This window comes from Erwinia sp. STN24 (assembly GCF_041320675.1).
Taxonomy (GTDB): domain Bacteria; phylum Pseudomonadota; class Gammaproteobacteria; order Enterobacterales; family Enterobacteriaceae; genus Erwinia; species Erwinia aeris.
The window spans coordinates 414,131-439,086 of the sequence record NZ_JBGGPM010000003.1 but is presented as its reverse complement, the minus strand read 5'-3'; the positions used below and the strand labels follow the sequence as shown (position 1 = coordinate 439,086).

The following is a 24,956-nucleotide window of genomic DNA, read 5'->3' as shown; positions in this document are numbered from 1 at the left end:
TGAGCCCACACTCCTGGCAATATTTTAAGGCGATAAATTTTCTCATAGCACCAGGTCCTTTTCAGCTGACTGTTTTGCCACCAGCCCTGCCTTCTTGTTTTCCGATTTTTCTTTCTCATAACCAGGCCTGTTAACTTCGCTTAGCAATTGGGTGACGGCAGCAGAAACAGACTTACTGGCTATATTGCTGACGTTTCCGCCTTCATGCAGCACGATATTCCTGACCCCAAGCGGATGCCAGCGTCTGTATTTTTCAGGACGATCCTCAAACAAGGCCACCAGAGGGATCTGCAATGCCGATGCAAAATGTACGGGTGCGCTGTCCGCAGAAACAACAATATCCAGCTGCGTCATGGCCGCGATCAAATCGGCGACGGTTTGCGTAGAGACCCAGCGCGCTTTTTCATCTCTCCGCCATTTGGAAATACATTTATCCTGAGGTGAATGAAAAATAATAAACTCACATTTTCCGCTAAGCGCATCGGTTAATGCCTGCCATTTTTGCTCTGGCCATCGACGTTCCGCGCTATTGTTCGAAATGAATAAACCCACTCTGGCTCTGTTTTTTTCTCCCAGCTTTTGCTGCCAGTATAAAACCCGAGCCTGGCAGGGGAAAATTTGGGGATTCATCTGGTTAATATCCGGCGTGTTGACTTCCGGAATAAGACAGAAACCGGCAAGTGCTTCATGAATTAAAGGTCGGGCCAGCATATGCGCAGGTATACGATCGTCAAACTCCGTATCAGCGTTATGCCAGCGGCAGTCCGCAACGTTTAGCTGTCGGGCAAAGTTTATTGCATTTTTGTTCATCCCTCCGCTGGGGATGATAAGTAAATCAAACTTTATTTTCCGAAGCGAGAAAATTAACTTAACTCTATCCTTAAGGTAATTTAAAAATCCCGGCCGCACATTTTTTTCATAGTTTTTAGAATAGACATAATGGTGCACCCTGGCTACGGCAGGGTTATTATCCAGAACGGGTGAGTTATATTTACTGGCAAGAACATGTATTTCCGCCTGCGGCCACCTTTGCTTTAACGCCCGCAAAAAAGGTGTAGTACAAATCATATCCCCTAAAAAATCGATGCGAATAACCAGGATCCGCTTTATATCATCCTTGTCCATAGACATGTCCTTACTGTAGGCACTTCTTCCATGAAAATAACATGTTAATCTTTGCTTCCCTTCATAGCAAATACCATAAGAAAGCGAGGGCATAATATCAGATACTCTTTACCATAAAAACAGGATAATAATCCAATTAACGTAGTTTCAATGTTAATATATAAAAATTTAATTAACAGAATTCATTATATTAACAGAGAATTTTCACAATAAATGATTATTCTAAATGCTACTCAGATTTTATATAAAATGTATCAGTACAAAATATTAACTATATTCAGTAAGGCTTTGGGTTGAGAGAGTAGAAAATGCCATGTGCTTATCTCAAACGTCAGCAGAAGGGCTGGGTGGACAGCCAACCTGCTCCCTGCCCGGCTACAGCTCATGCCTGGCGAAACGCTCTGCAATCCCCTTGAAGAGCCTTGCTCTTTCGCCCTATGCCAGCACTACCAGCCCTTTCGCCTGACGAAACTTTGCCGCTCCGCCATCCGAAACGCGTTTTTTATTGACAGCATTAAATCGCTGCGGTTACTTTAACCTTCTGACAATCGTGGATACTCTGATGAAACAGCTGCCGTTCTTCTTCGCCTTCTTTTTTACCTTCCGTTGACCGGGAGGCAATTCGTCGTATAAGAAAGCATGCGAAGACGAATAACAAGGCCTCCCAACCGGGAGGCTTTTTTTTTATGAACATCTGACAGGTAGCCTATGACCACCGAAAATCCCCTGCTGGGCCTGCGCGAAAAAATCAGCGCGCTGGATGAACAACTGCTGAGCCTGCTGGCTAACCGTCGGGCGCTGGCGATTGAGGTTGCGAAGGCGAAAATGGCCACGCACCGCCCCGTACGCGATATCGATCGCGAGCGCGATCTGCTGGAACATCTGGTCACGCTGGGTAAAGCTCATCAGCTGGATGCGCACTACATCACCCGACTTTTTCAGCTGGTTATTGAAGATTCCGTGCTGACGCAGCAGGCGTTGCTGCAAAAGCATCTGAATCAGACTAATGCGCAGTCGGCGCGTATTGCCTTCCTTGGCCCAAAAGGCTCTTATTCGCATCTTGCCTCACGTAACTATGCCGCTCGCCACTTCGATAGGTTTATCGAGTGCGGCTGTCTGAACTTCCGCGACATCTTTAATCAGGTGGAAACAGGCCAGGCCGACTACGCGGTATTGCCGATCGAAAACACCAGTTCGGGCTCGATCAATGAGGTGTACGATTTGCTGCAGCAGACCAGCCTTTCGCTGGTTGGCGAGATGACGCTCCCAATCGATCACTGCGTGCTGGTTACCGGCAGCACGGACTTACAGCAGATAGAAACCGTTTACAGCCATCCTCAGCCTTTCCAGCAGTGCAGCGAGTTTATCCATCGCTATCCGCACTGGAAGATTGAATATACTGAAAGCACCGCGGCCGCGATGGAGCAGGTTGCAGCGCTGAATTCACCGAAGGTCGCAGCGCTGGGCAGCCAGGCGGGCGGTGAGCTGTATAACCTGCAGGTGCTTGAACGCAATCTGGCTAACCAGCAGCAGAATATCACCCGCTTTGTTATCCTTGCGCGCAAACCCATTGAGGTCACGCTTCAGGTTCCGGCCAAAACCACGTTAATTATGGCGACCGGACAGCAGGCTGGTGCGCTGGTAGAAGCACTGTTGGTGCTGCGTCAGCATAATCTGGTGATGAGCAAACTGGAATCACGCCCGATTAACGGCAATCCATGGGAAGAGATGTTTTATATCGATTTTCAGGGCAACCTGCGCTCGGAAGAAGTACAGCAGGCGTTACGCGAACTGGCACCGATTACGCGTTCGCTGAAAGTGCTGGGCTGTTACCCAAGCGAAAACGTGCTGCCGGTCGACCCTTCCTGAGTACCGCCTCAGCCGCTTTCAGAAGCGGCTGAAACTTTTGGCCTATACCTCGCCTGGATCATTTACCTGCACCGCCCTGACGCTATATCATCGACTATATAACGTTTCTCAGGGAAATTTATGCGCAACTTTTTACGCTCCGCAGTATTGCTTTCGCTTGGCCTGTTGGCCTTTTCCGCTTTTGCCGATCGTCAGGTTACCGATCAGCTGGGCCGCCAGGTCACGCTTCCCGATCGCGTCGATCGCGTCGTGGTCTTGCAGCATCAAACCCTCAATATCCTGGTGCAGCTGGATGCCACCAATACCCTTGTTGGCATCCTTGGCAACTGGAAGCAGCAGCTCGGCGACGGCTATTCGCGGCTGGCGCCGGAACTGACGCGTCTGCCGACGCTGGGTGATTTAACTCATGTGGATGTAGAAAAGCTGGTTGCGCTACATCCGCAGGTGGTTTTTGTCACTAACTATGCGCCGCAGGAGATGATTGACCAGATCCAGAAACTCGGCATCGCCGTTATCGCCATCTCGCTGCGTGCCGATAATCAACAGCAAAACCGTCTGAATCCCGATCTGGCTGACGAAGAGCAGGCTTATAGTGAAGGATTAAAAGAAGGCGTTCGCCTGATCGGCGAGGTGGTAAACCACCAGCAGCAGGCCGAAACGCTGATTAAAGCCACTTTCAATCAGCGGCAGCAAACGGGCAACCGGTTACAGGCGATCCCTGCTTCGCAGCGCATTCGGGTCTATATGGCTAATCCCGACCTTACGACCTACGGCTCCGGCAAATATACCGGCCTGATGATGGCGCATGCCGGTGCGCTGAACGTCGCCGCCGCAGCGGTGAAAGGGTATAAGCAGGTTTCTATGGAGCAGATCTTCGCCTGGGATCCGCAGGTGATCTTCGTGCAGGATCGCTATCCGCAGGTGATCGACGAGATCAACCAGCAGCCCGCCTGGCAGGCTGTGGATGCCGTTAAGCATCATCGCGTTTATTTGATGCCTGAATATGCCAAGGCCTGGGGCTATCCGATGCCAGAAGCGCTGGCGCTGGGCGAATTATGGATGGCGAAAAAGCTTTACCCGGAAAAATTCCAGGATGTCGATATGCAGAAAAAAGCGGATACCTGGTATCAGCGCTTCTATCGTACCCACTATACGGGTAGCAACTGATGAGCCTTACCGTTCTGGCTGCCGGAAGCCTGCGCGCCGTGTGGCCGGCGCTGGCCTCAGCGTATGGTCAACCAATCAGGGTAGCGTTTGGCCCGGCCGGGCTACTGTGCGAGCGAATTAAGCAGGGCAAGCGCTGCGATCTCTTTTTATCGGCCAATCTGACGCATCCGCAATCTTTGATCGCGGCAGGTATCGCACTCGACAGCGCCGTCTTTGTCCACAATCAGCTCTGCCTGAGCGTGCCTGCTGCCCTGGCCGCGTCGAACAAAAGCTGGCTGGAGCTGCTAAGCCATCCGCACTTACGCGTCGCCACCTCTACGCCGTTAAGCGATCCATCCGGCGACTACGCCTGGCAGCTTTTCGATCGTATTGAACGTCGCTATGCGGGAGTGGGAACCGCGCTGAAACAGCGGGCGCTACAGCTGGTTGGCGGCCCATTCAGCCCGGCTGTTCCGGCTGGGGAACCGGCAGCGAATTGGGTGCTGAACGGCGATCGGGCGGATATTTTTATCGGCTATCAGAGCTATGCCGCGCGGCCCGGGATTAAAACTATTACTATCCCGCCGCCTTTCCATATCCGCGCAGACTATGCTTTTGCCCTGTGTCATGCAAAAGCACAGCCGCTGGCAGATTTCTTACTGAGCGCCGAGGCGCAGGGAATTTTAGCGAAAGACGGCTTTCTTCCGCTGGAGAAGAGAGCCTGAGGCGAGAATACAGGCCGCGATCGGGCCTGCATTTTATCCAAAGCCGTTATCGGCGGCTGTCGTTGGCCTGACGCAGCAGCGAACGACTTTCCAGCATAAAGCTCTGGGCGTAATCGCCAAACCAATGCTCTACGCGACGGAAACTGTCGACGAACGCCTGCTTGTCGCCCCGCTCCAGCAGCTGAATAGCCTCGCCGAAGCGCTGATAGTAACGTTTAATCAGCGCCAGATTATTTTCTGAGGACATGATGATGTCCGCATAGAGCTGAGGATCCTGCGCAAAGAGTCTGCCCACCATCGCCAGCTCCAGGCGGTAAATAGGCGATGAAAGCGCCAGCAGCTGCTCAAGATTCACGTTCTCTTCCGCCAGATGCAGGCCATAGGCAAAGGTGGCGAAGTGACGCAGCGCCTGAATAAAGGCCATGTTCTGATCATGCTCTACCGCGCTGATGCGGTGCAGACGTGCGCCCCAGACCTGGATCTGTTCCAGAAACCACTGATAGGCTTCCGGCTGACGGCCGTCGCACCAGACCACCACCTGTTTCGCCAGGCTGCCGCTGTCCGGGCCAAACATCGGATGCAGCCCCAGCACCGGACCGCTGTGCGCGGCCAGCATCGCCTGAAGCGGGCCGTTTTTCACCGAGGCGAGATCGACCAGGATGCAGTCTTCCGGCAGCGGCGGCAGATCGGCGATCGCTTTCTCCGTCAGGTGGATCGGCACGCTAATGATGACCATGCCCGCATCCGCCAGCAGGCTTTCCGCCTGCGCCCACTCCTCTTTATCCAGGATTTTCACCTGATAACCGGAAAGGGTCAGCATCTTTTCAAACAGCCGCCCCATTTTGCCCTTGCCGCCAACGATGACTACCGGACGAAGCTGCGGATTCAGCGTTTTGAAGCCTTTATCGTTTTCACTGGCGTAGGATTCGCGCATAACGCGGCGCAGCACATCTTCGATCAGGTCTGGCGGCACGCCAAGCGCCTCCGCCTCTTTACGCCGTGACGCCAGCATGGAAGCTTCGCGCTCCGGCACGTAAATCGGCAGACCGTAGCGGCTTTTTACTTCACCCACCTCGGCGACCAGACTCAGCCTTTTGGCCAGCAGATCGAGCAGGGCTTTGTCCACTTCATCAATTTGATCGCGCAGCGCGGTCAGTTCAGCCACCATAATTAACCCTCTTGCGACAGACGCGCCGCCAGTACTCCGTCCAGTTCCTGATGAATTGTTCGCAACAGCGTTTCGGTCGTTTCCCAGTTGATGCAGGCATCGGTCACGGAAACGCCGTAGCGCATGGCGCTTTTGGGCTGTTCGGACGACTGGCTGCCTTCGTGCAGATGGCTTTCCAGCATCAGGCCAATCACGGAACGGTTGCCGTCTCTGATTTGCGAGACGGCGGACTCGGCTACGCCGGACTGGCGACGGAAGTCTTTGTTAGAATTACCATGGCTGCAATCTATCATCAGCGCCGGACGGAGTCCCGCCTGAAGCATCTCTTTTTCACACTGCGCGACATCTTCCGGCCCGTAGTTTGGCTGTTTGCCGCCGCGCAGGATGACGTGGCCATCCGGATTGCCCTGGGTCTGCAACAGGCAGACCTGGCCGCTCTGGTTGATACCCACAAAGCGGTGCGGCATAGAGGCGGCGCGCATTGCGTTAATCGCCGTGCCCAGACTGCCGTCCGTGCCGTTTTTAAAGCCGACCGGCATAGAGAGGCCGGAAGCCATTTCCCGGTGCGTTTGCGACTCGGTAGTGCGTGCGCCGATGGCCGACCAGCTGAACAGATCGCCCAGGTATTGCGGACTGTTAGGATCCAGCGCTTCCGTTGCCAGCGGCAGCCCCATCTCGACCAGTTCAACCAGCAGCTGACGGGCGATATGCAGACCGGCTTCCATATCGAAAGAGTTATCCATGTAGGGATCGTTGATCAGCCCTTTCCAGCCAACGGTGGTGCGAGGCTTTTCAAAATAGACGCGCATCACGATATAGAGCTGGTCTTTGAGATCGTCAGAGAGCGCTTTCAGATGCCGCGCATAGTCCAGCGCTGCTTCGGTATCGTGGATCGAACAGGGGCCGCACACCACCAGCAAACGGTGATCTTTTCCGCTGATAATGTCTGAAATAGTCTGACGGGAAGCAGCGATCTGCGTCTGCTGCGCGTCGGTCAGGGGGAACTTGTTTTTCAGCTCCTGCGGCGTAATTAAAATCTGTTCGTCGGCGATATGAACGTTGTTCAGCGCATCTTTTTGCATGGTCGTCAGCTCTCTAGTGGTCCCGTCAGCCTGTCATCAAGGTTTGAATACTGTATCAGAAGCGGTACAAAACTCAATCTGCCCATGTACACTTTTATTACCACAAAAGATAAACAAGAAGAGAATCAAAAATAAATATATATTAATCATACGCTTAATAAACAATAAGACCAGAAACTAAAAAAACTTACATGTAAATTTAAATTTACACCAATATATGCATTAACCTTACGTCTGCCCGATAACCTGAAGTAAAGGACGTCGTACGGCTATCAGCAGGTTAGCCATAGCTGCTTTTATTGATTGATCTGTCGCTGTTGAAATGTTTATAAATAACCCTGGGATTTTATAAAGGCAGCGTCGCTTTAAAAACCTGCGTCATCCGCCGTATTGCCTTAAGCCGCCGCTTTTTCCGGGCTTCTGTCTGCATTAATAACGCCGTGTAAATATTAATAAGCCTGAAGGAAAAGCCATATGCAGGTGCTTTACCGCCCTTACCGTCACGACGACGCCATTGAATTTGCGCAAGCCGTGAATGCCTCACTGGATACGTTGCGTCCCTGGCTGCTCTGGGCGCATGAAGGTTTTAGTCCAGCAGAAGCTCGCCGCTGGTTTGCCGCTACCCACATGCTGCGTGAGACAGGCGAAGCCAACGAGCTGGGGCTTTTCGCCGGGGATGGCCGCTTGCTGGGCGGTGCCGGACTGCGCTATTCCAGCGATCAGAAAAACCTGTGCTCGATAGGCTACTGGGTACGCAGCAGCGAGCAGCGACAGGGCATCGCCAGCCAGGCCGTGCGTTATCTTCTCGATCTGGCGTGGCAGGATCAGGAAAAAGATACGGTAGAAATCCTGGCAGTGGCGGAAAATATGACCAGCCGCCGCGTGGCGGAAAAATGCGGCGCAGCCTTTATGGGCATTAAGCATGGATTGATCGTGCTGGATAGCGGGCCGGCGGATACGGCCATTTACCGCTTTCATCGAACGCGCTGATTTTCTGAAAACCCGCAACCCTGTGCTTCGGGTTGTTTTATATCTCCATGACTCATCGGGCCGATACGCCTGACGGCTGCGCTCAATAGTCAAAAGCGTAAGCCAGATTGCTGGCTAACGTATAGCCTCTTTTTTCTGCAAACAGGAAACAACATGCACCAATCTGTCCGTCTTGCCCTGGTGGGCGATTTCCGTCCTGATGCCGTGGCGCATCAGGCCATCCCACCCGCTATCAAGCTTGCCGCCGACTCGCTCAATATTTCGGTAGAGGCAGAATGGTTGCCCACCCCAGCGATTACCTCGACTGACGTATTGCATAATTTTGACGCGATCTGGGTCGTGCCGGGCAGCCCTTATCAGCATGACCAGGGCGCTTTTATGGCTATCACCTGGGCGCGCGAAAACAATATCCCTTTTCTTGGTTCCTGCGGCGGTTTTCAGTATGCGCTTATTGAGTACGCGCGCAACGTGATGGGCTGGCAAGATGCGGCACATGCAGAAACGGATACGGAAGGCCGTATGGTGATTGCGCCGCTTAGCTGCTCGCTGGTTGAACAAACAGGCGACATCGTCATTGAACCCGGTTCGACGATAGCAAAAGCCTACGGCAAACTCAGCACGCATGAAGGCTATCATTGTAACTTTGGCGTTAACCCTGATTTCGGGAACGAACTGGCCGATTTTCCGCTGCGCATTAGCGCGAGAGATCGGCAAGGCGATGTGCGCGGCATAGAATTGCCCCATCACCGATTTTTTGTCGCTACGCTGTTTCAATCCGAACGGGCGTCGCTGCGTCATGCGCTTTCGCCGCTGGTCGTCGCTTTGCTTACGGAGGCCGGGCGCTAAATGAACGTTTATACATTTCCTAAAAGCCGCTCCTTGAGGGTGCTATGGACTCTGGAAGAGCTAAAATTAGATTACACCACTTCTCCGGTAGCGCTCTTTTCCACAGAACCAGCGGCCTCTTCTCCTCATCCCTTACATAAAGTGCCCGTACTGGAGGACGAAGGTAGCCTTATTTTTGAAACGGCAGCTATCTGCCAGTATCTGGGCGAAAAAAAAGGGAATAGGGAACTTTACCCGACGGATGCGCTGCAAAAAGCCAAAGTCAATGAGTGGCTCAGCTTTTCTCTGACAGACCTTGAATCGCCAGTCTGGTATTTGCTTAAACATAAATTTTTACTGCCCGAGGCTCTACGTTCGCCAGCAGTGATTGAGACAACTTTCCGTGACGCCAGCAAGACGCTTGACGCTATCCGTTTTTCAGCTGAACAAGAGTGGATTGCAGGTGAGCATTTTACGCTGGCCGATATTTTCTTCTCGCATACGCTGATGTGGGCGCAACTGTGCGCATTGCCGGTTAACGATAAATTGACCCGTTACGTAGCAAGATGTCAGCGACGGGAAGCGTTCAGCAAGGCGCTGGAGAGGAATAACCGCACGGCCTGACGCGTTACGGCAGGCAAAAAAAAGGGCCGGTCTTTCGACCGGCCCCCTGTTTCGTATTAACTTAGGATGCTGCTTTAGCGCCCAGACGTTCTTTGATACGTGCAGACTTACCGGTACGCTCACGCAGGTAGTACAGTTTGGCCTTACGTACGGCACCACGACGTTTAACAGCAATGCTGTCGATTACAGGTGAGTGAGTCTGGAATACACGCTCAACACCTTCGCCGTTAGAAATTTTACGAACGGTGAATGCAGAGTGCAGACCGCGGTTACGAATAGCGATAACCACGCCCTCGAATGCCTGCAGACGCTTCTTGGAGCCTTCAACAACCCATACTTTCACTTCCACGGAATCGCCCGGACGGAATGAAGGTACGTCCTGTTTCATCTGCTCTTGTTCGATTTGCTTGATAATGTTGCTCATAATTAAATCTCTTATCCTGGGTAAACTGATATTCAGGCGCCGCGGCTACTGCCCGGACTGCCCATCATCGTTATGTTGCCGTCTGAATTCCTTTTGGAACTCCTTCAGCAACTTTGCTTGCTCTTCAGTCAGAGCCAGGTTTTCCAGAAGTTCAGGTCTTCTTAGCCAGGTACGGCCCAGCGACTGTTTCAGGCGCCAGCGGCGAATTTCGGCATGGTTGCCCGACAGCAGAACTGGCGGAACCTCCATCCCTTCTAACACTTCAGGTCGGGTGTAGTGCGGACAGTCCAGCAGCCCCTCGGAAAACGAATCTTCCTCGGCGGACGCCTGCTTGCCCAGTACGCCAGGTATAAACCGGGCGACCGAATCAATCAGCGTCATTGCCGGCAGTTCCCCACCGCTGAGCACGTAATCCCCGATCGACCACTCTTCATCGATTTCGGTTTGGATGACGCGCTCATCAATCCCTTCATAGCGACCACACACCAGAATTAACTTCTCGCTGGTCGCCAGCTCGCAAACCCCCACTTGATCGAGTTTGCGTCCCTGAGGTGAAAGATAAATCACCTTAGCGCCTTCTCCTGCCGCCGCTTTTGCTGCGTGGATGGCATCCCGTAAGGGCTGAACCATCATTAGCATTCCCGGTCCGCCGCCGTAAGGACGATCGTCCACGGTACGGTGCCGGTCATGAGTGAAGTCGCGAGGACTCCAGCTCTGAATGCTGAGCAGGCCATTTTTTACTGCCCGGCCAGTTACTCCGTATTCGGTAATTGCGCTAAACATCTCAGGGAACAGGCTGATTATGCCAATCCACATCGACTGCGCCGGAGTGTTACCGTCTTGTCCGGAGCTCAAAAACCAGGATCCCAATCTACTTCGATGGTGCCGGTAGTGAGATCGACATTCTTGATAACCTGTCCATCAAGGAACGGAATCAGCCGCTCCTTCGCACCAAACGCATCCTTCAGGTTTGCCTTCACGACGAGAACGTCGTTTGAACCGGTTTCCATCATATCAATGACTTTGCCCAGCTCGTATCCTTGCGTGGTTACTACCTGGCAGCCCATCAGGTCTTTCCAGTAATAGTCACCGCTTTCCAGAGGAGGCAGCTGCTCCGCGTCTACCACAATTTCGCAATTGGTAAGTAGCGTGGCCGCATCACGATCGTCAATGCCTTTGACTTTGATGATCATGTCCTGATTGTGGCGCTTCCAGCCTTCCAGCTCGATAAGCTGCCATTGACCCGCCCGCTGGATAAACCAGGGTTGGTAGTCAAAAATGCTTTCAGCATCTTCGGTGGAGGAAAACACTTTGAGCCAACCACGAATACCGTAGGCCGACCCCATCTTTCCCAGAGTTAACGGGTTAGCGGGCGGCTGGGCGGTGAGTTGCTTGCTCATGTTGACCACCGTGACAGATTAAGCTGCTTTCTTAGCTTCTTTGATCAGCGCGTTAACGCGATCAGAGAGAGTAGCGCCCTGGCCAACCCAGTGCTCAATGCGGTCCAGATCCAGACGCAGTGCTTCAGCCTGACCAGAAGCGATCGGGTTGAAGAAACCAACGCGCTCGATGAAGCGGCCGTTGCGAGCGTTGCGGCTGTCAGTGACAACTACCTGATAAAACGGACGCTTTTTAGCGCCGTGACGTGCCAAACGAATTGTTACCATAACATCCTCTTTAGTTAATAAAACAACCGGGCCCCATTGAGGGAACGGGGCCCGGGTGCAATATAAAAAGCCCGAAAATTTTACTCATTTTGGCGTAAAAAGCAATCTAATTCGCCTGAGCGCTTTTCCGACTCGATTAACGGCCCGGGAAGCCCGGCGGCATCATACCTTTCATGCCGCGCATCATCTTCGCCATTCCGCCCTTCTTCATCTTTTTCATCATGCGCTGCATGTCGTCAAACTGCTTAAGCAAACGGTTGACGTCCTGCACCTGCATACCGGAACCCGTCGCGATACGACGCTTGCGGGACCCTTTGATAATTTCCGGCTTCTCGCGCTCTTTGCGCGTCATGGAGTTGATCATCGCCTCCATGCGCACCAGCACTTTGTCATCCATCTGCGATTTAACGTTGTCCGGCAGCTGGCCCATGCCCGGCAGTTTGCCCATCAGGCTGGCCATGCCGCCCATGTTGCGCATCTGCTTGAGCTGCTCCAGGAAGTCGTTGAGATCGAAGCCGTCGCCTTTTTTCAGCTTGCTGGCGAGTTTCTCTGCCTGCGCGCGGTCGACTTTGCTTTCGATATCTTCAATCAGTGACAGGACGTCGCCCATGCCCAGAATACGGGAAGCGATACGATCCGGATAGAACGGCTCCAGCGCCTCGGTTTTTTCGCCGACGCCCATAAACTTAATCGGCTTGCCGGTGATATGACGGATAGAAAGCGCCGCACCGCCGCGCGCATCACCATCAACCTTGGTCAGGATAACGCCGGTCAGCGGCAGTGCTTCGTTAAAGGCTTTCGCCGTGTTTGCCGCATCCTGACCGGTCATGGCGTCGACCACAAACAGCGTTTCCACCGGATTAATGGCGGCGTGGACCTGTTTGATCTCGTCCATCATCGCTTCGTCAACGTGCAGACGACCGGCGGTATCCACCAGCAGCACGTCGTAGAACTTCAGTTTTGCCTGCTGAAGCGCGTTCTTAACGATGTCGACCGGCTTCTGGCTCAGGTCGGACGGACAGAAATCGACGCCAACCTGCTCCGCCAGGGTTTCCAGCTGTTTGATCGCCGCCGGGCGATAGACGTCGGCAGACACCACCAGCACTTTCTTCTTGTGCTTCTCGCGCAGGAATTTACCCAGCTTGCCGACGCTGGTGGTTTTACCCGCACCCTGCAAGCCCGCCATCAGCACCACGGCCGGTGGCTGAGCGGCCAGATTGAGCGTGTTGTTCTCGGCGCCCATGGCGGCAACCAGCTCATTCTGAACGATCTTCACAAATTCCTGACCCGGCGTCAGGCTCTTGTTGACGTCGTGACCCACGGCGCGCTCTTTAACGCGGCCGATAAAGTCACGCACTACCGGCAGCGCAACGTCTGCCTCAAGCAGCGCCATGCGCACTTCGCGCAGGGTGTCCTTAATGTTGTCTTCTGTCAGCCGTCCACGGCCACTGATATTGCGCAGGGTCTGCGACAATCTGTCGGTTAAATTATCAAACATCGTCTCTCGCTCAACGTAATGAGAGGTCGCCAGGCGACACAATGGCGCAGATTATAACATGAAGACGCGGCGATCTCAGCCATCCGCGTTGAGATCGTTTGGAGCCAGCGGCCGCTGGCGCTATACTGCTTTTTTTCATAGCCTTGCCGGTACCACCTATGTCCGTTTTTGCGATCCTGGCGCTGCTCGCCTACTCTTTCAGCCTTGCCCTGATTATTCCCAGCCTGCTGCGCAAGCAGAGCGCGTGGCGAGGCATGGCCGTTATCTCCGCCGTCGTCGCGCTGGTGTGTCATGGCGTCGCGCTGGAACAGCGTATTTTCACAGCGGAAGGCGGTCAGAACCTTAGCCTGTTGAATATCGGATCGCTGGTCAGCCTGCTGATCTGCGCCATTATGACCATCGTGGCCTCGCGCAATCGCGGCTGGATCCTGCTGCCTTTGGTCTACAGCTTCGCGCTGATCAACCTGGCTTTCGCCACCTTTGTGCCCAACGCGTTTATCACGCATCTGGAAACCACGCCCGGCATGATGGTGCACATCGGGCTGGCGCTGTTTGCCTATGCTACGCTAATGATTGCGGCGCTTTATGCGCTACAGCTGGCGTGGATAGACTGGCTGCTGAAAAACAAAAAGCTGGCTTTCAGCAAGGACATTCCGCCGCTGATGACCATCGAGCGCAAAATGTTCCATATCACTCAGATCGGGGTAGTGTTGCTGACGCTGGTGCTGTGTACCGGTCTGTTTTATATGCAGGATCTGTTCAGCCGTGAAAACGTGGATAAAGCCGTGCTGTCGATTCTGGCCTGGTTTGTCTATATCGTTTTGCTCTGGGGTCACTATCATGAAGGGTGGCGCGGTCGCCGCGTGGCCTGGTTCAATTTCGGCGGCGCGTTCCTGCTGACCATGGCCTATTTCGGCAGCCGTATGCTGCAACACTTTTTGTCCTCCTGATCCTCCACTACAAGGAATTCCCTCGTTGGAACAAGTTTCAACCACCACGCTGATTATTATTCTTTTCGTTATGGTGCTGGTGTCGGCGTGGTTTGCCGGCTCCGAAACCGGCATGATGACGCTCAACCGCTATAAGCTGCGCCATCAGGCTAAAAACGGCGATCGCGCCGCCCGTCGGGTAGAGAAACTGCTGCGTCGCCCCGATCGCCTGCTCAGCCTGGTGCTGATCGGCAACAACCTCGTTAATATCCTCGCCTCCGCGCTGGCAACCATCGTCGGGATGCGCCTGCACGGCGATGAAGGCGTAGCCATCGCTACCGGCATCCTGACGTTTGTGGTGCTGGTGTTTGCGGAAGTACTGCCGAAAACCGTTGCCGCGCTTTATCCTGAAAAAGTCGCTTTCCCCAGCAGCCTGCTGTTAGGCCCGCTGCAAATCATCATGATGCCGCTGGTCTGGCTGCTGAATACCATTACCCGCGTGCTGATGCGGATGGTCGGCATGAAAACCGACAGCGCCGCCACCTCCGCGCTGAGCAAAGAAGAGCTGCGCACCATCGTGTATGAATCGCGCACGCTGATGTCGCACCGCAATCAGGATATGCTGCTGTCCGTGCTGGATCTGGAAAAAGTGAACGTTGACGACATTATGGTGCCGCGCAATGAAATTGTGGGCATTAATATCAACGATGACTGGAAATCCATCGTGCGGCAGCTGACGCACTCGCCGCATGGCCGCATCGTGCTCTATCGCGATTCGCTGGACGATACCATCAGTATGCTGCGCGTGCGGGAAGCCTACCGCCTGATGACCGAGAAAAAAGAGTTCACCAAAGAAGTCATGCTGCGCGCGGCGGATGAGATTTACTACGTGCCGGAAGGCACGCCGCTGAACATCCAGCTGGTGAAGTTCCAGCGCAATAAGAAGAAAGTAGGTCTGGTTGTCGATGAATATGGCGATATTAAAGGCCTGATCACCATTGAAGACATTCTGGAAGAGATAGTCGGCGATTTCACCACCTCCATGTCCCCGACGCTGGCGGAAGAAGTGATGCCACAGAATGACGGCTCGGTGCTGATTGAAGGCAGCGCTAACGTGCGCGAGCTGAACAAGGCCTTTAACTGGCAGCTGCCGGAAGAGGAAGCGCGTACGGTTAACGGCATGATTCTGGAAGTGCTGGAAGATATTCCGCTGCCCAACACTACGGTGCATATCGGTCACTATGCGATCGATATCCTCGACGTGCAGGAGAATATGATTAAACAGGTTCGCGTTACGCCGCAAAAGCCGCTGAAGGAGTCGGTGGGTTCCTGATAGCTATCCCCTGCCGCCAGGGGATAAACAACCGGGTTTCTGCAAGGGAAGCCCGGTTAACTGACTAGATGTGCAGTTCCTGCAGTTTATCCTGCGGCAGTGCCAGCTCGTCGTTGTGGTTCACGCCGATATCATGCTCAATGATGTGACGCGCGATATCCTGCGCTTCATCCAGAGAGTGCATTTCATAGGTGCCGCACTGGTACTCGTTCAGCTCAGGAATTTTGCGCTGATCGGTCACTTTCAGCACGTCCTGCATCGCGGCTTTCCAGGCTTTCGCCACGCGCTGCTCGTCCGGCGTGCCAATCAGGCTCATATAGAAACCGGTGCGGCAGCCCATTGGCGAGATATCGATGATTTCAACGCCGTCGCCGTTCAGATGGTTACGCATAAAACCGGCAAACAGATGTTCCAGCGTGTGGATACCGCGCTCCGGCATCACTTCTTTGTTTGGCCGGCAGAAGCGCAGATCGAAAACGGTAATGGTATCGCCGTGCGGCGTGTTCATGGTTTTCGCTACGCGAACCGCAGGCGCCGCCATGATGGTATGATCGACGGTAAAGCTATCCAGCAATGGCATATGGTTACCTCTGATAAATTTATTTTCGCAGTGATGAAACTTTCTCTGTCGACTCGTGGTCTGAATCTATGAAAGACGCGCATTTTGTTATCATCATCCCTGACAACAGAGATGTTAATTTGGCCACATTGATGTGGCCTTTTTCTTTTGCGTTAGCTTCGGCTTTTCAGAAAGTCTTCAAAGCTAAGCGTATCACTTTCTTCGATTTCCTGCTGGCTAACGTTTGAACGGATAGCCTCCTGCTCAAAGTCGCTCTCCGTCAGGATCTCCAGCTGCTCGTTCGCCAACTGAGCATGATACTGCTCTGCCAGCGCCAGGCCCGTACCCGCCAGCCCGTTTTCTTTCAGCGCTGTCAAAAAACGCGCCGAATAGGTCAGGTCAGGATCGTCAAACGAGGCGGCCAGACGGTCACAGGCGGCCTGATAATGGCGATCGCCCTGCTGACGATCGAGCGTTTCCGCCACGCGCTGCAGATCTTTAAACAGGTTTTTGCCGACTTCCGCCAGCGGGAACTGCGCTTCTTCGCAGCCGATACCCAGCATCAGGCCCGGCTTGCGCCCTTCCAGAATGACCCGGTTCCAGTTGGCGCGCGTGCAGAGCAGCTCTTCGCTGCTCATTTCCGGCGCGTCGGCCAGCGTACACCAGATCAGGAACAGATCGAGAAAGCGCACCTGATTTTCATCCACGCCTGTCGGCGAGAACGGGTTAATATCCAGCGAGCGCACTTCAATGTACTCGATGCCGCCGCGCAGCAGCGCATCGGAGGGATTTTCGCCGGAGCGCGTAACGCGTTTCGGGCGGATCGGCGCATACAGCTCGTTTTCAATCTGCAACACGTTAGTGTTGAGCTGCAGCCAGTTGCCCTGCTCATCCTTCACGCCCATGCGCGCGTACTCTTCCGAAGGCGTTTTAATCGCCGCCTTCAGCGCTTTGACATAGTCAGGAAGATTATTGAAGGTGATGCCCAGTCCGCTCTGCGATTTATTGGTATAACCCAGGTCACTCAGGCGCAAAGAGGTAGCGTAAGGCAGATAGAGCAGACCATTTTCGGTACGCTCAAACGGTAAGTCCGTCTCTTTCCCCTGCAGGAAAGAAGAACAAACGGCCGGCGAAGCGCCAAACAGATAGGGAATGATCCAGCCAAAGCGATAGTAGTTACGGATCAGGCGCAGATAGCCTTCCGAGATCGCGTCGGTGCTGCTCTGCCCTTCTTTGCCATCCGTCCAGGCCTGCCAGAAAGAGAGCGGCAGCGAGAAGTTATAGTGCACGCCGGAAATGACCTGCATCAGCGCGCCATAGCGGTTCTTCAGGCCCTGCCGATAGAGCGTTTTCATCTGCCCGATATTGGAGCGCCCGTACTGCGCCAGCTCTATTTTATCGCTGTCGTCGATCAGGCACGGCATACTCATTGGCCACATCCGCTCCGCGCCGAGATCGCGTGAGACGTGACGATGAATATCGCGCAGAAAAGCCAGCAGATGATCGATGTCACGATCTACCGGCGTAATAAATTCCAGCAGCGTTTCAGCAAAATCAGTGGTAATCCACTTATGGGTCAAGGCTGAACCCAGCGATTTAGGGTGTCCGCTGGTGGCCAGATGGCCATCAGGTTTAACACGCAGCGTTTCGCGTTCAATGCCGCGACCAATACCTTTCATTGCCTCAGGGTGAGCTTCCAGCCAGGAAAGCGCCTGTGATACGTCCGGGATCAAATTGACCTCCCGCTTGGGGAAAAATTTATTATTGTTCAGCATAATGTTAATCATGATAGCGACGCTTAGCGAATCACTGCCACCATTCCATGCCCTGTAATGTTGCGAAAGCCAGCACGCCATAGCGCAACGTCTTGCCCACGGCGAGCCAGAGCGCAACCGGAAGCCAGGCGAAGCGAAGCCACCCCGCGAGAACGCAAAGCAGATCGCCAATAACCGGCAACCAGCTAAGAAGTAACGCAGCAGGCCCCCAGCGGTGCAGCCACGCTGTTGCTGTGTTATGCCATCGCCCCTGCTGTTTTAGCGGCAGACAGCGGCCGATGATAACGTTGGTTAAACCGCCGAGGGTATTCCCCAGGGCAGCAATGCCGGTCACGCCGAGCGCGGAAGCTTTTCCCGACAGCAGCAGCGAAACCAGCAGCACTTCTGAGTTTCCCGGCAGCAGCGTGGCGCTCAGGAAACCGCTGACAAACATTGAACCGTATAGCCAGTCGCTCACAGACGCCTGACGTCGACAAAAGCCATGCCTGCCGCCTGCGCGGCCTGAATACCGAAATCGGCGTCTTCAAACACGATACAGCGCTCAGGCGCAACACCGATTAATTCGGCGCAGCGCAGAAACGTATCCGGTTCCGGCTTATGACGCTTAACGTCATCAGCGCCGACAACCGCGTCAAAATAGTCGCGAAGCCCTAAATGTTGCAGCAGCGCTTCGGCTACGGCGTGCTCGCTGCCGGTACCGACCGCCATAGGCCGTTTACCGCGGTAAGCTTTAACGACGTCAACCAGCGGCAGCGGCTGGACGCTATCGAAAAGCATCTCTTTCAGCGCCGCGGTTTTTTCTGCGGCCAGCTGATGGGGATCCAGGCTGCTCTGATAGCTGTTGATGATAGCTTCCGCTATCCGCCACGTTGGCGAGCCGTTCAGCTTAATCAGCGACAGGTCGTCAAAGCGCATATCGTAGCGCGCCAGAACGGTTCGCCAGGCTTTACGATGCGTAGGTTCCGTATCCAGAATCGTGCCGTCCATATCAAATATCAAGCCGTCATAACTGTCGTACACGGAAGCCTCCGTCCCTGAATCAACGAACGTTTACTTTAGCGTAAAGCACCGAACTTGTCGCTGTCAGCTTGGATCCGCAAATGCCTTGAAACATATAGGGTTTTTTATTATCAGATTATATCCTTGTTAACAGATGGCCTTAATTGAGGCCAAAAAGCACAAAAGTGTAACTATGGAACCGACTCTGGACCGGCAATTAACGGGGTATATAACGGCAAAAGCAGAAAGTGAGGAAATGTATATTATAAAGCGGCGTGATAATTTCGCCTTGTTAAGGCAGCAAGTATGAGGATACGGAAAGGGTATTGGAAAAGCATCAGGCAGGTTTTTTACAATTCGATCGTAAAGGATTGCTGTAGCATCAGCGCTATAAGCTTTATACGGTATGGCTGTTCAGAATGGCTATGAGTTGGAATAACAGAAGATGAGGATAATGCGCTTGCGCTTCGGGTCATTGCTAAGCGTTTTTACTCTTCCTGTACAAGCTGCAAGCTTTTCACAGTATGTCAGTAAAGGTGTTACGACGAGATATTCAGAAGATGGTGCATCCGGGAGGATGATTCGGCTGGCGCCTCACCCTTACGGGCCGTTGCTAAAGCAACGTTATCATCCCTTGTGCTGGCGGTAACTGCTTGCGCTATGCGAGTACGTTATTGCGACCAGATTTGCAATATATGGTGCATCCGGGAGGATGATTCGGCTTACGCCTCACCCTTCGGGCCATCGCTTAGCGATGTTATCCTCCCTGTACACGCTGCAACCTTTTCACAGTATGTCAGTTAAGATATTGCTGCCGCATTACTAAAATATGGTGCATCCGGGAGGATTCGAACCTCCGACCGCTCGGTTCGTAGCCGAGTACTCTATCCAGCTGAGCTACGGATGCATTGAGGAAAGCTAAAGATACTGCCTGGTACAACTGAATAGGGTGCATCCGGGAGGATGATTCGGCTTACGCCTCACCCTTCGGGCCATCGCTTAGCGATGTTATCCTCCCTGTACACGCTGCAAGCTTTTCACAGTATGTCAGTTAAGATATTGCTGCCACATTACTAGAATATGGTGCATCCGGGAGGATTCGAACCTCCGACCGCTCGGTTCGTAGCCGAGTACTCTATCCAGCTGAGCTACGGATGCATTGAGAAACAGTGGGGAGATAACGCGACAAACCTGAGGAGATACAGAAGAAACTGACAGACGTTTAAATCTTTTCATTTCTCAGAAGAGGCTACTGCCGACTTCTACAAAATATGGTGCATCCGGGAGGATTCGAACCTCCGACCGCTCGGTTCGTAGCCGAGTACTCTATCCAGCTGAGCTACGGATGCATAACAAATTCTGGTATAACGCAGGGGTGCTGACGACTCACCTTGATACAGGCTGCTAACGCTGTATCGGTACTACTTAAACAAAGCGGCGACTTGCTAAGCCACTTTATAAAATATGGTGCATCCAGGAGGATGATTCGGCTTACGCCTTACCCTTACGGGCCGTTGCTAAAGCAACGTTATCATCCCTTGTGCTGGCGGCTAATACTTACTGCTTTACCAGAACACAATGGCTGCAACACTTCTTAAATATGGTGCATCCGGGAGGATTCGAACCTCCGACCGCTCGGTTCGTAGCCGAGTACTCTATCCAGCTGAGCTACGGATGCAAATGGCGGTGAGGCGGGGATTCGAACCCCGGATGCAGCTTTTGACCGCATACTCCCTTAGCAGGGGAGCGCCTTCAGCCTCTCGGCCACCTCACCATACGCGCTCTTATCGAGCTGTGCTTCTGAACTTGTTTCTGCTCATCGGCACTGCGTGGCGCACATATTACTTTCTGGGCCTTATAAGTCAAACATATTTTTTCACTCTCGCGTTTGATTGCGCATTTCCCAGCCAAAATGGGTATTTGGAAAGCAAAAAGAGTGATTTATCAACAATAATCGGCCCTTTCACAGCAGGGAAGTGTGTACAGGCCCGAAGAGATACAGCGAAAGAAAAACAAAGAAAGGCGGGAAAGAAGGACAAAACCGGTAGCGCCTCGCCTGGGCGGCAAGGCGCTGGATCCGTTAGTAACTCGTTTGCTGAGTTTTTTCGGCCTGAATACGCTGATAAATCTCTTCGCGATGAACCGAAACTTCTTTAGGGGCATTCACACCGATGCGAACCTGATTCCCTTTTACTCCCAGCACCGTTACAGTCACCTCATCACCGATCATGAGGGTTTCACCAACTCGACGAGTTAGAATAAGCATTCTTTGCTCCTTGAAAGATTAAAAGAGTCGGGTTAACTGTCGCCCGGCATTATCCATCATATAACGCTAAATATAGACTATGACAAATGCACAACAAGTGCATCATCACGGTAATACATTCTGCTGATACTTAGTTTAGCCGAAATACACACCATCAACCTGACTTTGTGTTTTTTGCGATAACATCTGACAGAATGACGCGGTGAAGCCCTGCCCCACCGCGCTTTCCGGGATGCCTTTTTATAGTGTTACAGTTTTGCCGCCACCCAGCTTTCAACACCGGCCAGAGCCCCTGGTAGTGCTCCGGCATCGGTGCCGCCGGCCTGAGCCATATCCGGGCGGCCGCCGCCCTTACCGCCAACCTGCTGAGCCAGCTCGCCCACCAGCTCGCCGGCTTTCACGCGATCGGTTACATCTTTGGTTACGCCGGCAATCAGCGAAACCTTTCCTTCCGCAACGGTAGCCAGCACGATAACGGCTGACTTCAGCTGGTTCTTCAGATCGTCCACCATCGTACGCAGCATTTTCGGCTCGACGTTAGTCAACTCGCTTACCAGCAGCTTAACGCCCTTGACGTCGATAGCTTTACTGCTGAGAGAAGCGCTCTCCTGCGCGGCCTGCTGATCTTTCAGCTGCTGCAGTTCTTTTTCCAGCGCGCGGACGTTATCCATCAGGCCACGCACTTTTTCATTCAGATTGCTGCTGTTGGCTTTCACCAGGTGAGCGATCTCCTGCAGCTGCTCGCTCTGGGCATACATCTGCTTTAACGCGCCTTCGCCCGTCACCGCTTCAATACGGCGAATACCTGCCGCCGTACCGGCTTCAGAGGTGATGCGGAACAGGCCGATATCGCCCGTGCGGCTGGCGTGCGTGCCGCCGCAAAGTTCGGTAGAGAAATCGCCCATCGTCAGCACGCGGACGCGATCGTCATATTTTTCGCCAAACAGCGCCATCGCGCCCAGCGCTTTCGCTTTTTCCAGCTCCATCACGTTGGTGTCGACCGCCAGGTTACGGCGGATCTGTGCGTTGACGATTTCCTCAACCTGACGGATTTCCTGCGGCTTCATCGCTTCAGAATGGGAGAAGTCGAAGCGCAGATATTTATCGTTCACCAGTGAGCCTTTCTGTGCCACATGATGGCCCAGAACCTGACGTAGCGCAGCGTGTAACAGGTGCGTCGCTGAGTGATTCAGACGAATACGCGCGCGACGCTCTTCGTCCACGTGCGCGGCCAGACGATCGCCGACCCGCAGCTGACCGGAAGCCAGCTTGCCGATATGACCAATCGCCTGCGCATATTTTTGCGTGTCGGTAACGGTGAACACCGCGTCGTTGTTACGCAGCTCGCCGGTATCGCCTACCTGGCCGCCTGATTCGCCGTAGAATGGCGTTTCATCCAGCACGATAACGCCTTCCTGACCGGCGGCAATCGCATTTGCAGGCTGACCGTCCACAAAGATAGCGGTAACGGTCGCGCTCAGCTCAAGCTGGTCATAACCTTTGAAGGTCGAGGCTTCATCAATGCGGATAACGTTGCTGTAGTCCGCGCCAAAGCCACTGGCTTCACGAGCACGCTGACGCTGCTGCTCCATCGCTTTCTCGAAGCCCGCTTCGTCAATTTTCAGATTACGCTCGCGACAGACGTCGGCGGTTAAATCGACCGGGAAGCCAAAGGTGTCATACAGGCGGAAAACGGTTTCGCCGTCCAGCGTGTCGCCCTGCAGCTTCTCCAGCTCTTCGTCCAGCAGCGCCAGACCGCGCTCCAGCGTTTTCGCAAACTGCTCTTCTTCGGTTTTCAGCACCTGCTCAACCTGAGCCTGCTGCTTCGCCAGCTCTTCGCCCGCTGCGCCCATAACGTCAATCAGCGGCGCTACCAGTTTCCAGAAGAAGGACCCCTGCGCGCCCAGCATGTTGCCGTGACGAATAGCGCGGCGAATAATGCGGCGCAGCACGTAGCCGCGGTTTTCGTTGGATGGGATCACGCCATCGCAAATCAGGAAAGCGCAGGAACGGATATGGTCGGCAATGACGCGCAGTGATTTGCTGCTCAGATCGGTGGCACCAGTCGCTTCTGCAACAGCCTTGATCAGCTTCTGGAACAGATCGATTTCGTAGTTGGAGTTAACGTGCTGCAACACGGCGGAGATACGCTCCAGGCCCATACCGGTATCGACGGAAGGCTTCGGCAGCGGCAGCATGGTGCCGTCAGGCTGACGGTTGAACTGCATAAAGACGATGTTCCAGATCTCAATAAAGCGATCGCCGTCTTCCTCCGGACTGCCCGGCGGGCCGCCCCAGATATGGTCGCCGTGGTCAAAGAAGATTTCGCTGCACGGGCCGCACGGGCCGGTGTCGCCCATCTGCCAGAAGTTATCAGAGGCGTAAGCACCGCCCTTGTTATCGCCGATGCGGATAATACGCTCACGCGGCACGCCGATTTCATCTGCCCAGATATTGAAGGCTTCATCATCGGTTTCGTAGACGGTAACCCACAGCTTCTCTTTCGGCAGGTTAAACCACTGCGCGCTGGTCAGCAGCTCCCACGCAAAACCGATAGCTTCGCGTTTGAAATAGTCGCCGAAGCTGAAGTTGCCCAGCATTTCAAAGAAGGTATGGTGACGGGCGGTATAGCCAACGTTTTCCAGGTCATTATGTTTACCGCCTGCGCGCACGCAGCGCTGCGAGGTGGTTGCGCGCGAGTAGCTGCGCTTGTCCTGGCCCAGGAAAACGTCTTTGAACTGGTTCATCCCGGCGTTGGTAAACAGCAGCGTCGGGTCATTAGTCGGGACGAGGGAGCTACTGGCTACAACCTGATGTCCCTTGCTATGGAAAAAGTCGAGAAACGCCTGGCGAATCTCCGCAGTGCTCTTGCTCATAATTGTCCTGGAATCACGCTAACGAACGTTTCGTGGGTTTAAACCTGCCGTAAGGCTAAGCAACACACGAACAAAAAGTGGTGAATAAGATAAATTTTCTTCGGTGCGAAGTAAAATCCCATTGGCGCTCAATCTTCAAAATTTGAAAAAACGCTGCGGATATCTTCGGAAAAGAAGCCTTTAGTCATTAAATAGCGCTGCACTTTGGCTTTTTCCTTCCATTCGGTCGGCAGCGGCAGGCCAAACTTCCGCTCCGCCGAGTCGAACGCCATTTGCTGCCAGTCAATTTCCGTTTTGGCCAGCGTTTCATCGATCAGCGGCTTCGCCACGCCCTTCTGCCCCAGCTCCATACGGATACGCTGCGGGCCGTAGCCCTTACGGCTGCGGCTGGCGACAAAGCGCTCCGCAAAGCGGGCATCGTCCAGATAATTGCTTTCATAACACCAGGCGACGACCCGATCGATTTGCTCTGGCGTAACGGGTTCAGGCTGCTGCGCCTGCGTTTTAGCATACATCGCGGCCCGCTCTGCAGAGAGCGAAAGCTTGCGGCGAAATTCCGCCTCGCTGTGATCGCGCATGGCCAGAATGCGCATGGCCCGATCTAACAGGCGGGTAAACTGGCTTCGTTCGGTGGCGTCAGACATCTTGCTCCGGTTATGCAAAAAATTAACTCATGGTAAGGGTAGCGAGGAACCGCAAAAGAAACAAAGCGCTTTGGCTAATGTGTGGAGAAAGGCGGCAAAGGCGATTTGTAAGCGGGAAACAGGTGATACCTGGTGGATCCTGCGCTGGAAAACTTGCACAAGGCGCATCTTATGGTGGAAAAAAGTCGGTCAAAGCGGCTCGTGTGCTGAAAGGAGCGGGCACAAGGCGAGTCGTACGCTGAAAGCAGGCGACTCGTACCCTGAAAAAATCAGTACAAGGCAGCTCGTTCGCTGGAAAAAACTCGCATGGGCGGTTCACAGCGCTGAAAACAATGCTCTTTTGCGCGCGTGCGCTATAGAACGAACCTGGCTGCTGCCGTAACAAGCTGGTTCAGAAAGCGTAAGTCGAAAATAAAAAAGGAGCGGCACAGG

The 24,956-nt window shown here is 53.7% G+C and carries 24 protein-coding genes, 5 tRNA genes and 1 other annotated feature; of the genes, 9 read left to right on the top strand and 20 right to left on the bottom strand.

The annotated features are described in order from the left end of the window. Window positions 1–42 precede the first annotated feature (42 nt). A complete protein-coding gene (locus ACA373_RS14620; RefSeq protein ID WP_370734727.1) occupies window positions 43–1,110 on the bottom strand; it encodes a glycosyltransferase family 9 protein in 1,068 nt (355 codons plus the stop codon). Window positions 1,111–1,686: 576 nt separating this feature from the next. Further along, window positions 1,687–1,811, top strand: a sequence feature (Phe leader region). Between ACA373_RS14620 and pheL the strand changes: the two genes are divergently transcribed. The 4 genes from pheL to ACA373_RS14600 all read left to right on the top strand — a co-directional run bounded on the left by pheL (window position 1,688) and on the right by ACA373_RS14600 (window position 4,865). Then, a complete protein-coding gene (gene pheL, locus ACA373_RS14615; protein WP_199746341.1) occupies window positions 1,688–1,735 on the top strand; it encodes a pheA operon leader peptide PheL in 48 nt (15 codons plus the stop codon). Its footprint overlaps the feature before it by 48 nt. Before the next feature lie 22 nt (window positions 1,812–1,833). After that, complete coding sequence (gene pheA, locus ACA373_RS14610) at window positions 1,834–2,994, top strand: bifunctional chorismate mutase/prephenate dehydratase (RefSeq protein WP_301730151.1); 1,161 nt, start codon at window positions 1,834–1,836, stop codon at window positions 2,992–2,994. Between the two features lie 120 nt (window positions 2,995–3,114). Further along, window positions 3,115–4,161: an ABC transporter substrate-binding protein gene (locus ACA373_RS14605; protein WP_370734715.1), complete on the top strand. Its 1,047-nt coding sequence runs from the start codon at window positions 3,115–3,117 to the stop codon at window positions 4,159–4,161. After that, window positions 4,161–4,865 carry a substrate-binding domain-containing protein gene (locus tag ACA373_RS14600; protein WP_367317871.1) on the top strand — a complete coding sequence of 235 codons (705 nt, stop codon included), beginning with the start codon at window positions 4,161–4,163 and terminating at the stop codon, window positions 4,863–4,865. The genes ACA373_RS14605 and ACA373_RS14600 overlap by 1 nt, the downstream gene beginning before the upstream one ends. Window positions 4,866–4,911: 46 nt before the next feature. Here the strand turns inward: ACA373_RS14600 and tyrA are convergent, their stop codons facing one another. Continuing rightward, window positions 4,912–6,033: a bifunctional chorismate mutase/prephenate dehydrogenase gene (tyrA, locus tag ACA373_RS14595; RefSeq protein ID WP_370734714.1), complete on the bottom strand. Its 1,122-nt coding sequence runs from the start codon at window positions 6,031–6,033 to the stop codon at window positions 4,912–4,914. A 2-nt stretch (window positions 6,034–6,035) separates the two neighbouring features. Further along, the gene (locus ACA373_RS14590) at window positions 6,036–7,115 is read right to left on the bottom strand and encodes a 3-deoxy-7-phosphoheptulonate synthase (protein WP_253459004.1); all 1,080 of its coding nucleotides are present in this window, start codon (window positions 7,113–7,115) and stop codon (window positions 6,036–6,038) included. Window positions 7,116–7,589: 474 nt separating this feature from the next. Here ACA373_RS14590 and ACA373_RS14585 point away from each other — a divergent pair, with 474 nt between their 5' ends. The 3 genes from ACA373_RS14585 (at window position 7,590) to ACA373_RS14575 (ending at window position 9,554) form a co-directional block, all read left to right on the top strand. After that, the gene (locus ACA373_RS14585; RefSeq protein ID WP_370734713.1) at window positions 7,590–8,105 is read left to right on the top strand and encodes a GNAT family N-acetyltransferase; all 516 of its coding nucleotides are present in this window, start codon (window positions 7,590–7,592) and stop codon (window positions 8,103–8,105) included. Between the two features lie 153 nt (window positions 8,106–8,258). Further along, on the top strand, window positions 8,259–8,951 hold the full coding sequence (locus tag ACA373_RS14580; protein ID WP_301253461.1) for a CTP synthase: 693 nt from the start codon (window positions 8,259–8,261) through the stop codon (window positions 8,949–8,951). After that, window positions 8,952–9,554, top strand: a complete 603-nt coding sequence (locus ACA373_RS14575) for a glutathione S-transferase family protein (protein ID WP_370734712.1) — start codon at window positions 8,952–8,954, stop codon at window positions 9,552–9,554. Between the two features lie 61 nt (window positions 9,555–9,615). Here ACA373_RS14575 and rplS read toward each other — a convergent pair whose 3' ends face one another. From rplS to ffh, 5 genes are all read right to left on the bottom strand, one after another. Beyond that, the gene (gene rplS, locus ACA373_RS14570) at window positions 9,616–9,978 is read right to left on the bottom strand and encodes a 50S ribosomal protein L19 (RefSeq protein ID WP_024965502.1); all 363 of its coding nucleotides are present in this window, start codon (window positions 9,976–9,978) and stop codon (window positions 9,616–9,618) included. Between the two features lie 45 nt (window positions 9,979–10,023). Next, window positions 10,024–10,833 (bottom strand): tRNA (guanosine(37)-N1)-methyltransferase TrmD, encoded by an 810-nt coding sequence (gene trmD / locus ACA373_RS14565; RefSeq protein WP_125287471.1) that lies wholly within the window; start codon window positions 10,831–10,833, stop codon window positions 10,024–10,026. Beyond that, on the bottom strand, window positions 10,830–11,378 hold the full coding sequence (rimM, locus tag ACA373_RS14560) for a ribosome maturation factor RimM (RefSeq protein WP_253458995.1): 549 nt from the start codon (window positions 11,376–11,378) through the stop codon (window positions 10,830–10,832). The genes trmD and rimM overlap by 4 nt, the downstream gene beginning before the upstream one ends. A gap of 18 nt (window positions 11,379–11,396) precedes the next feature. Next, window positions 11,397–11,645, bottom strand: a complete 249-nt coding sequence (gene rpsP / locus ACA373_RS14555; RefSeq protein ID WP_033739514.1) for a 30S ribosomal protein S16 — start codon at window positions 11,643–11,645, stop codon at window positions 11,397–11,399. Window positions 11,646–11,781: 136 nt separating this feature from the next. Then, entirely contained in the window at window positions 11,782–13,143 is a 1,362-nt protein-coding gene (ffh, locus tag ACA373_RS14550; protein ID WP_125287469.1) for a signal recognition particle protein, read from the bottom strand. A gap of 158 nt (window positions 13,144–13,301) precedes the next feature. Between ffh and ACA373_RS14545 the strand changes: the two genes are divergently transcribed. Both ACA373_RS14545 and ACA373_RS14540 read left to right on the top strand, forming a co-directional pair. Then, window positions 13,302–14,093 (top strand): inner membrane protein YpjD, encoded by a 792-nt coding sequence (locus ACA373_RS14545; RefSeq protein ID WP_125287468.1) that lies wholly within the window; start codon window positions 13,302–13,304, stop codon window positions 14,091–14,093. A gap of 25 nt (window positions 14,094–14,118) precedes the next feature. Next, on the top strand, window positions 14,119–15,405 hold the full coding sequence (locus tag ACA373_RS14540) for an HlyC/CorC family transporter (RefSeq protein ID WP_125287467.1): 1,287 nt from the start codon (window positions 14,119–14,121) through the stop codon (window positions 15,403–15,405). A 64-nt stretch (window positions 15,406–15,469) separates the two neighbouring features. Here the strand turns inward: ACA373_RS14540 and luxS are convergent, their stop codons facing one another. The 12 genes from luxS to ACA373_RS14480 form a co-directional block, all read right to left on the bottom strand. Next, window positions 15,470–15,985, bottom strand: coding sequence for an S-ribosylhomocysteine lyase (gene luxS, locus ACA373_RS14535; RefSeq protein ID WP_125287466.1), 516 nt, complete (start codon window positions 15,983–15,985; stop codon window positions 15,470–15,472). 152 nt (window positions 15,986–16,137) lie between these two features. Then, on the bottom strand, window positions 16,138–17,739 hold the full coding sequence (gene gshA / locus ACA373_RS14530) for a glutamate--cysteine ligase (protein WP_253458991.1): 1,602 nt from the start codon (window positions 17,737–17,739) through the stop codon (window positions 16,138–16,140). A 31-nt stretch (window positions 17,740–17,770) separates the two neighbouring features. Then, on the bottom strand, window positions 17,771–18,196 hold the full coding sequence (locus tag ACA373_RS14525) for a YqaA family protein (RefSeq protein ID WP_125287465.1): 426 nt from the start codon (window positions 18,194–18,196) through the stop codon (window positions 17,771–17,773). Beyond that, entirely contained in the window at window positions 18,193–18,759 is a 567-nt protein-coding gene (gene yqaB / locus ACA373_RS14520; protein WP_253458989.1) for a fructose-1-phosphate/6-phosphogluconate phosphatase, read from the bottom strand. Before yqaB ends, ACA373_RS14525 begins: the two co-directional genes overlap by 4 nt. An 809-nt stretch (window positions 18,760–19,568) precedes the next feature. Beyond that, window positions 19,569–19,645 (bottom strand) — tRNA-Arg (locus ACA373_RS14515). A 174-nt stretch (window positions 19,646–19,819) separates the two neighbouring features. Continuing rightward, a tRNA-Arg gene (locus ACA373_RS14510) sits at window positions 19,820–19,896 on the bottom strand. 114 nt (window positions 19,897–20,010) lie between these two features. Next, a tRNA-Arg gene (locus ACA373_RS14505) sits at window positions 20,011–20,087 on the bottom strand. Between the two features lie 252 nt (window positions 20,088–20,339). Then, a tRNA-Arg gene (locus ACA373_RS14500) sits at window positions 20,340–20,416 on the bottom strand. Between the two features lie 3 nt (window positions 20,417–20,419). Further along, window positions 20,420–20,512: transfer RNA gene (locus ACA373_RS14495), tRNA-Ser, on the bottom strand. Window positions 20,513–20,818: 306 nt separating this feature from the next. Next, a complete protein-coding gene (gene csrA / locus ACA373_RS14490; protein WP_004155916.1) occupies window positions 20,819–21,004 on the bottom strand; it encodes a carbon storage regulator CsrA in 186 nt (61 codons plus the stop codon). 248 nt (window positions 21,005–21,252) lie between these two features. After that, window positions 21,253–23,880 carry an alanine--tRNA ligase gene (alaS, locus tag ACA373_RS14485; protein ID WP_253458987.1) on the bottom strand — a complete coding sequence of 876 codons (2,628 nt, stop codon included), beginning with the start codon at window positions 23,878–23,880 and terminating at the stop codon, window positions 21,253–21,255. A gap of 128 nt (window positions 23,881–24,008) precedes the next feature. After that, the gene (locus ACA373_RS14480; protein ID WP_301730144.1) at window positions 24,009–24,524 is read right to left on the bottom strand and encodes a regulatory protein RecX; all 516 of its coding nucleotides are present in this window, start codon (window positions 24,522–24,524) and stop codon (window positions 24,009–24,011) included. Window positions 24,525–24,956 lie beyond the last annotated feature (432 nt).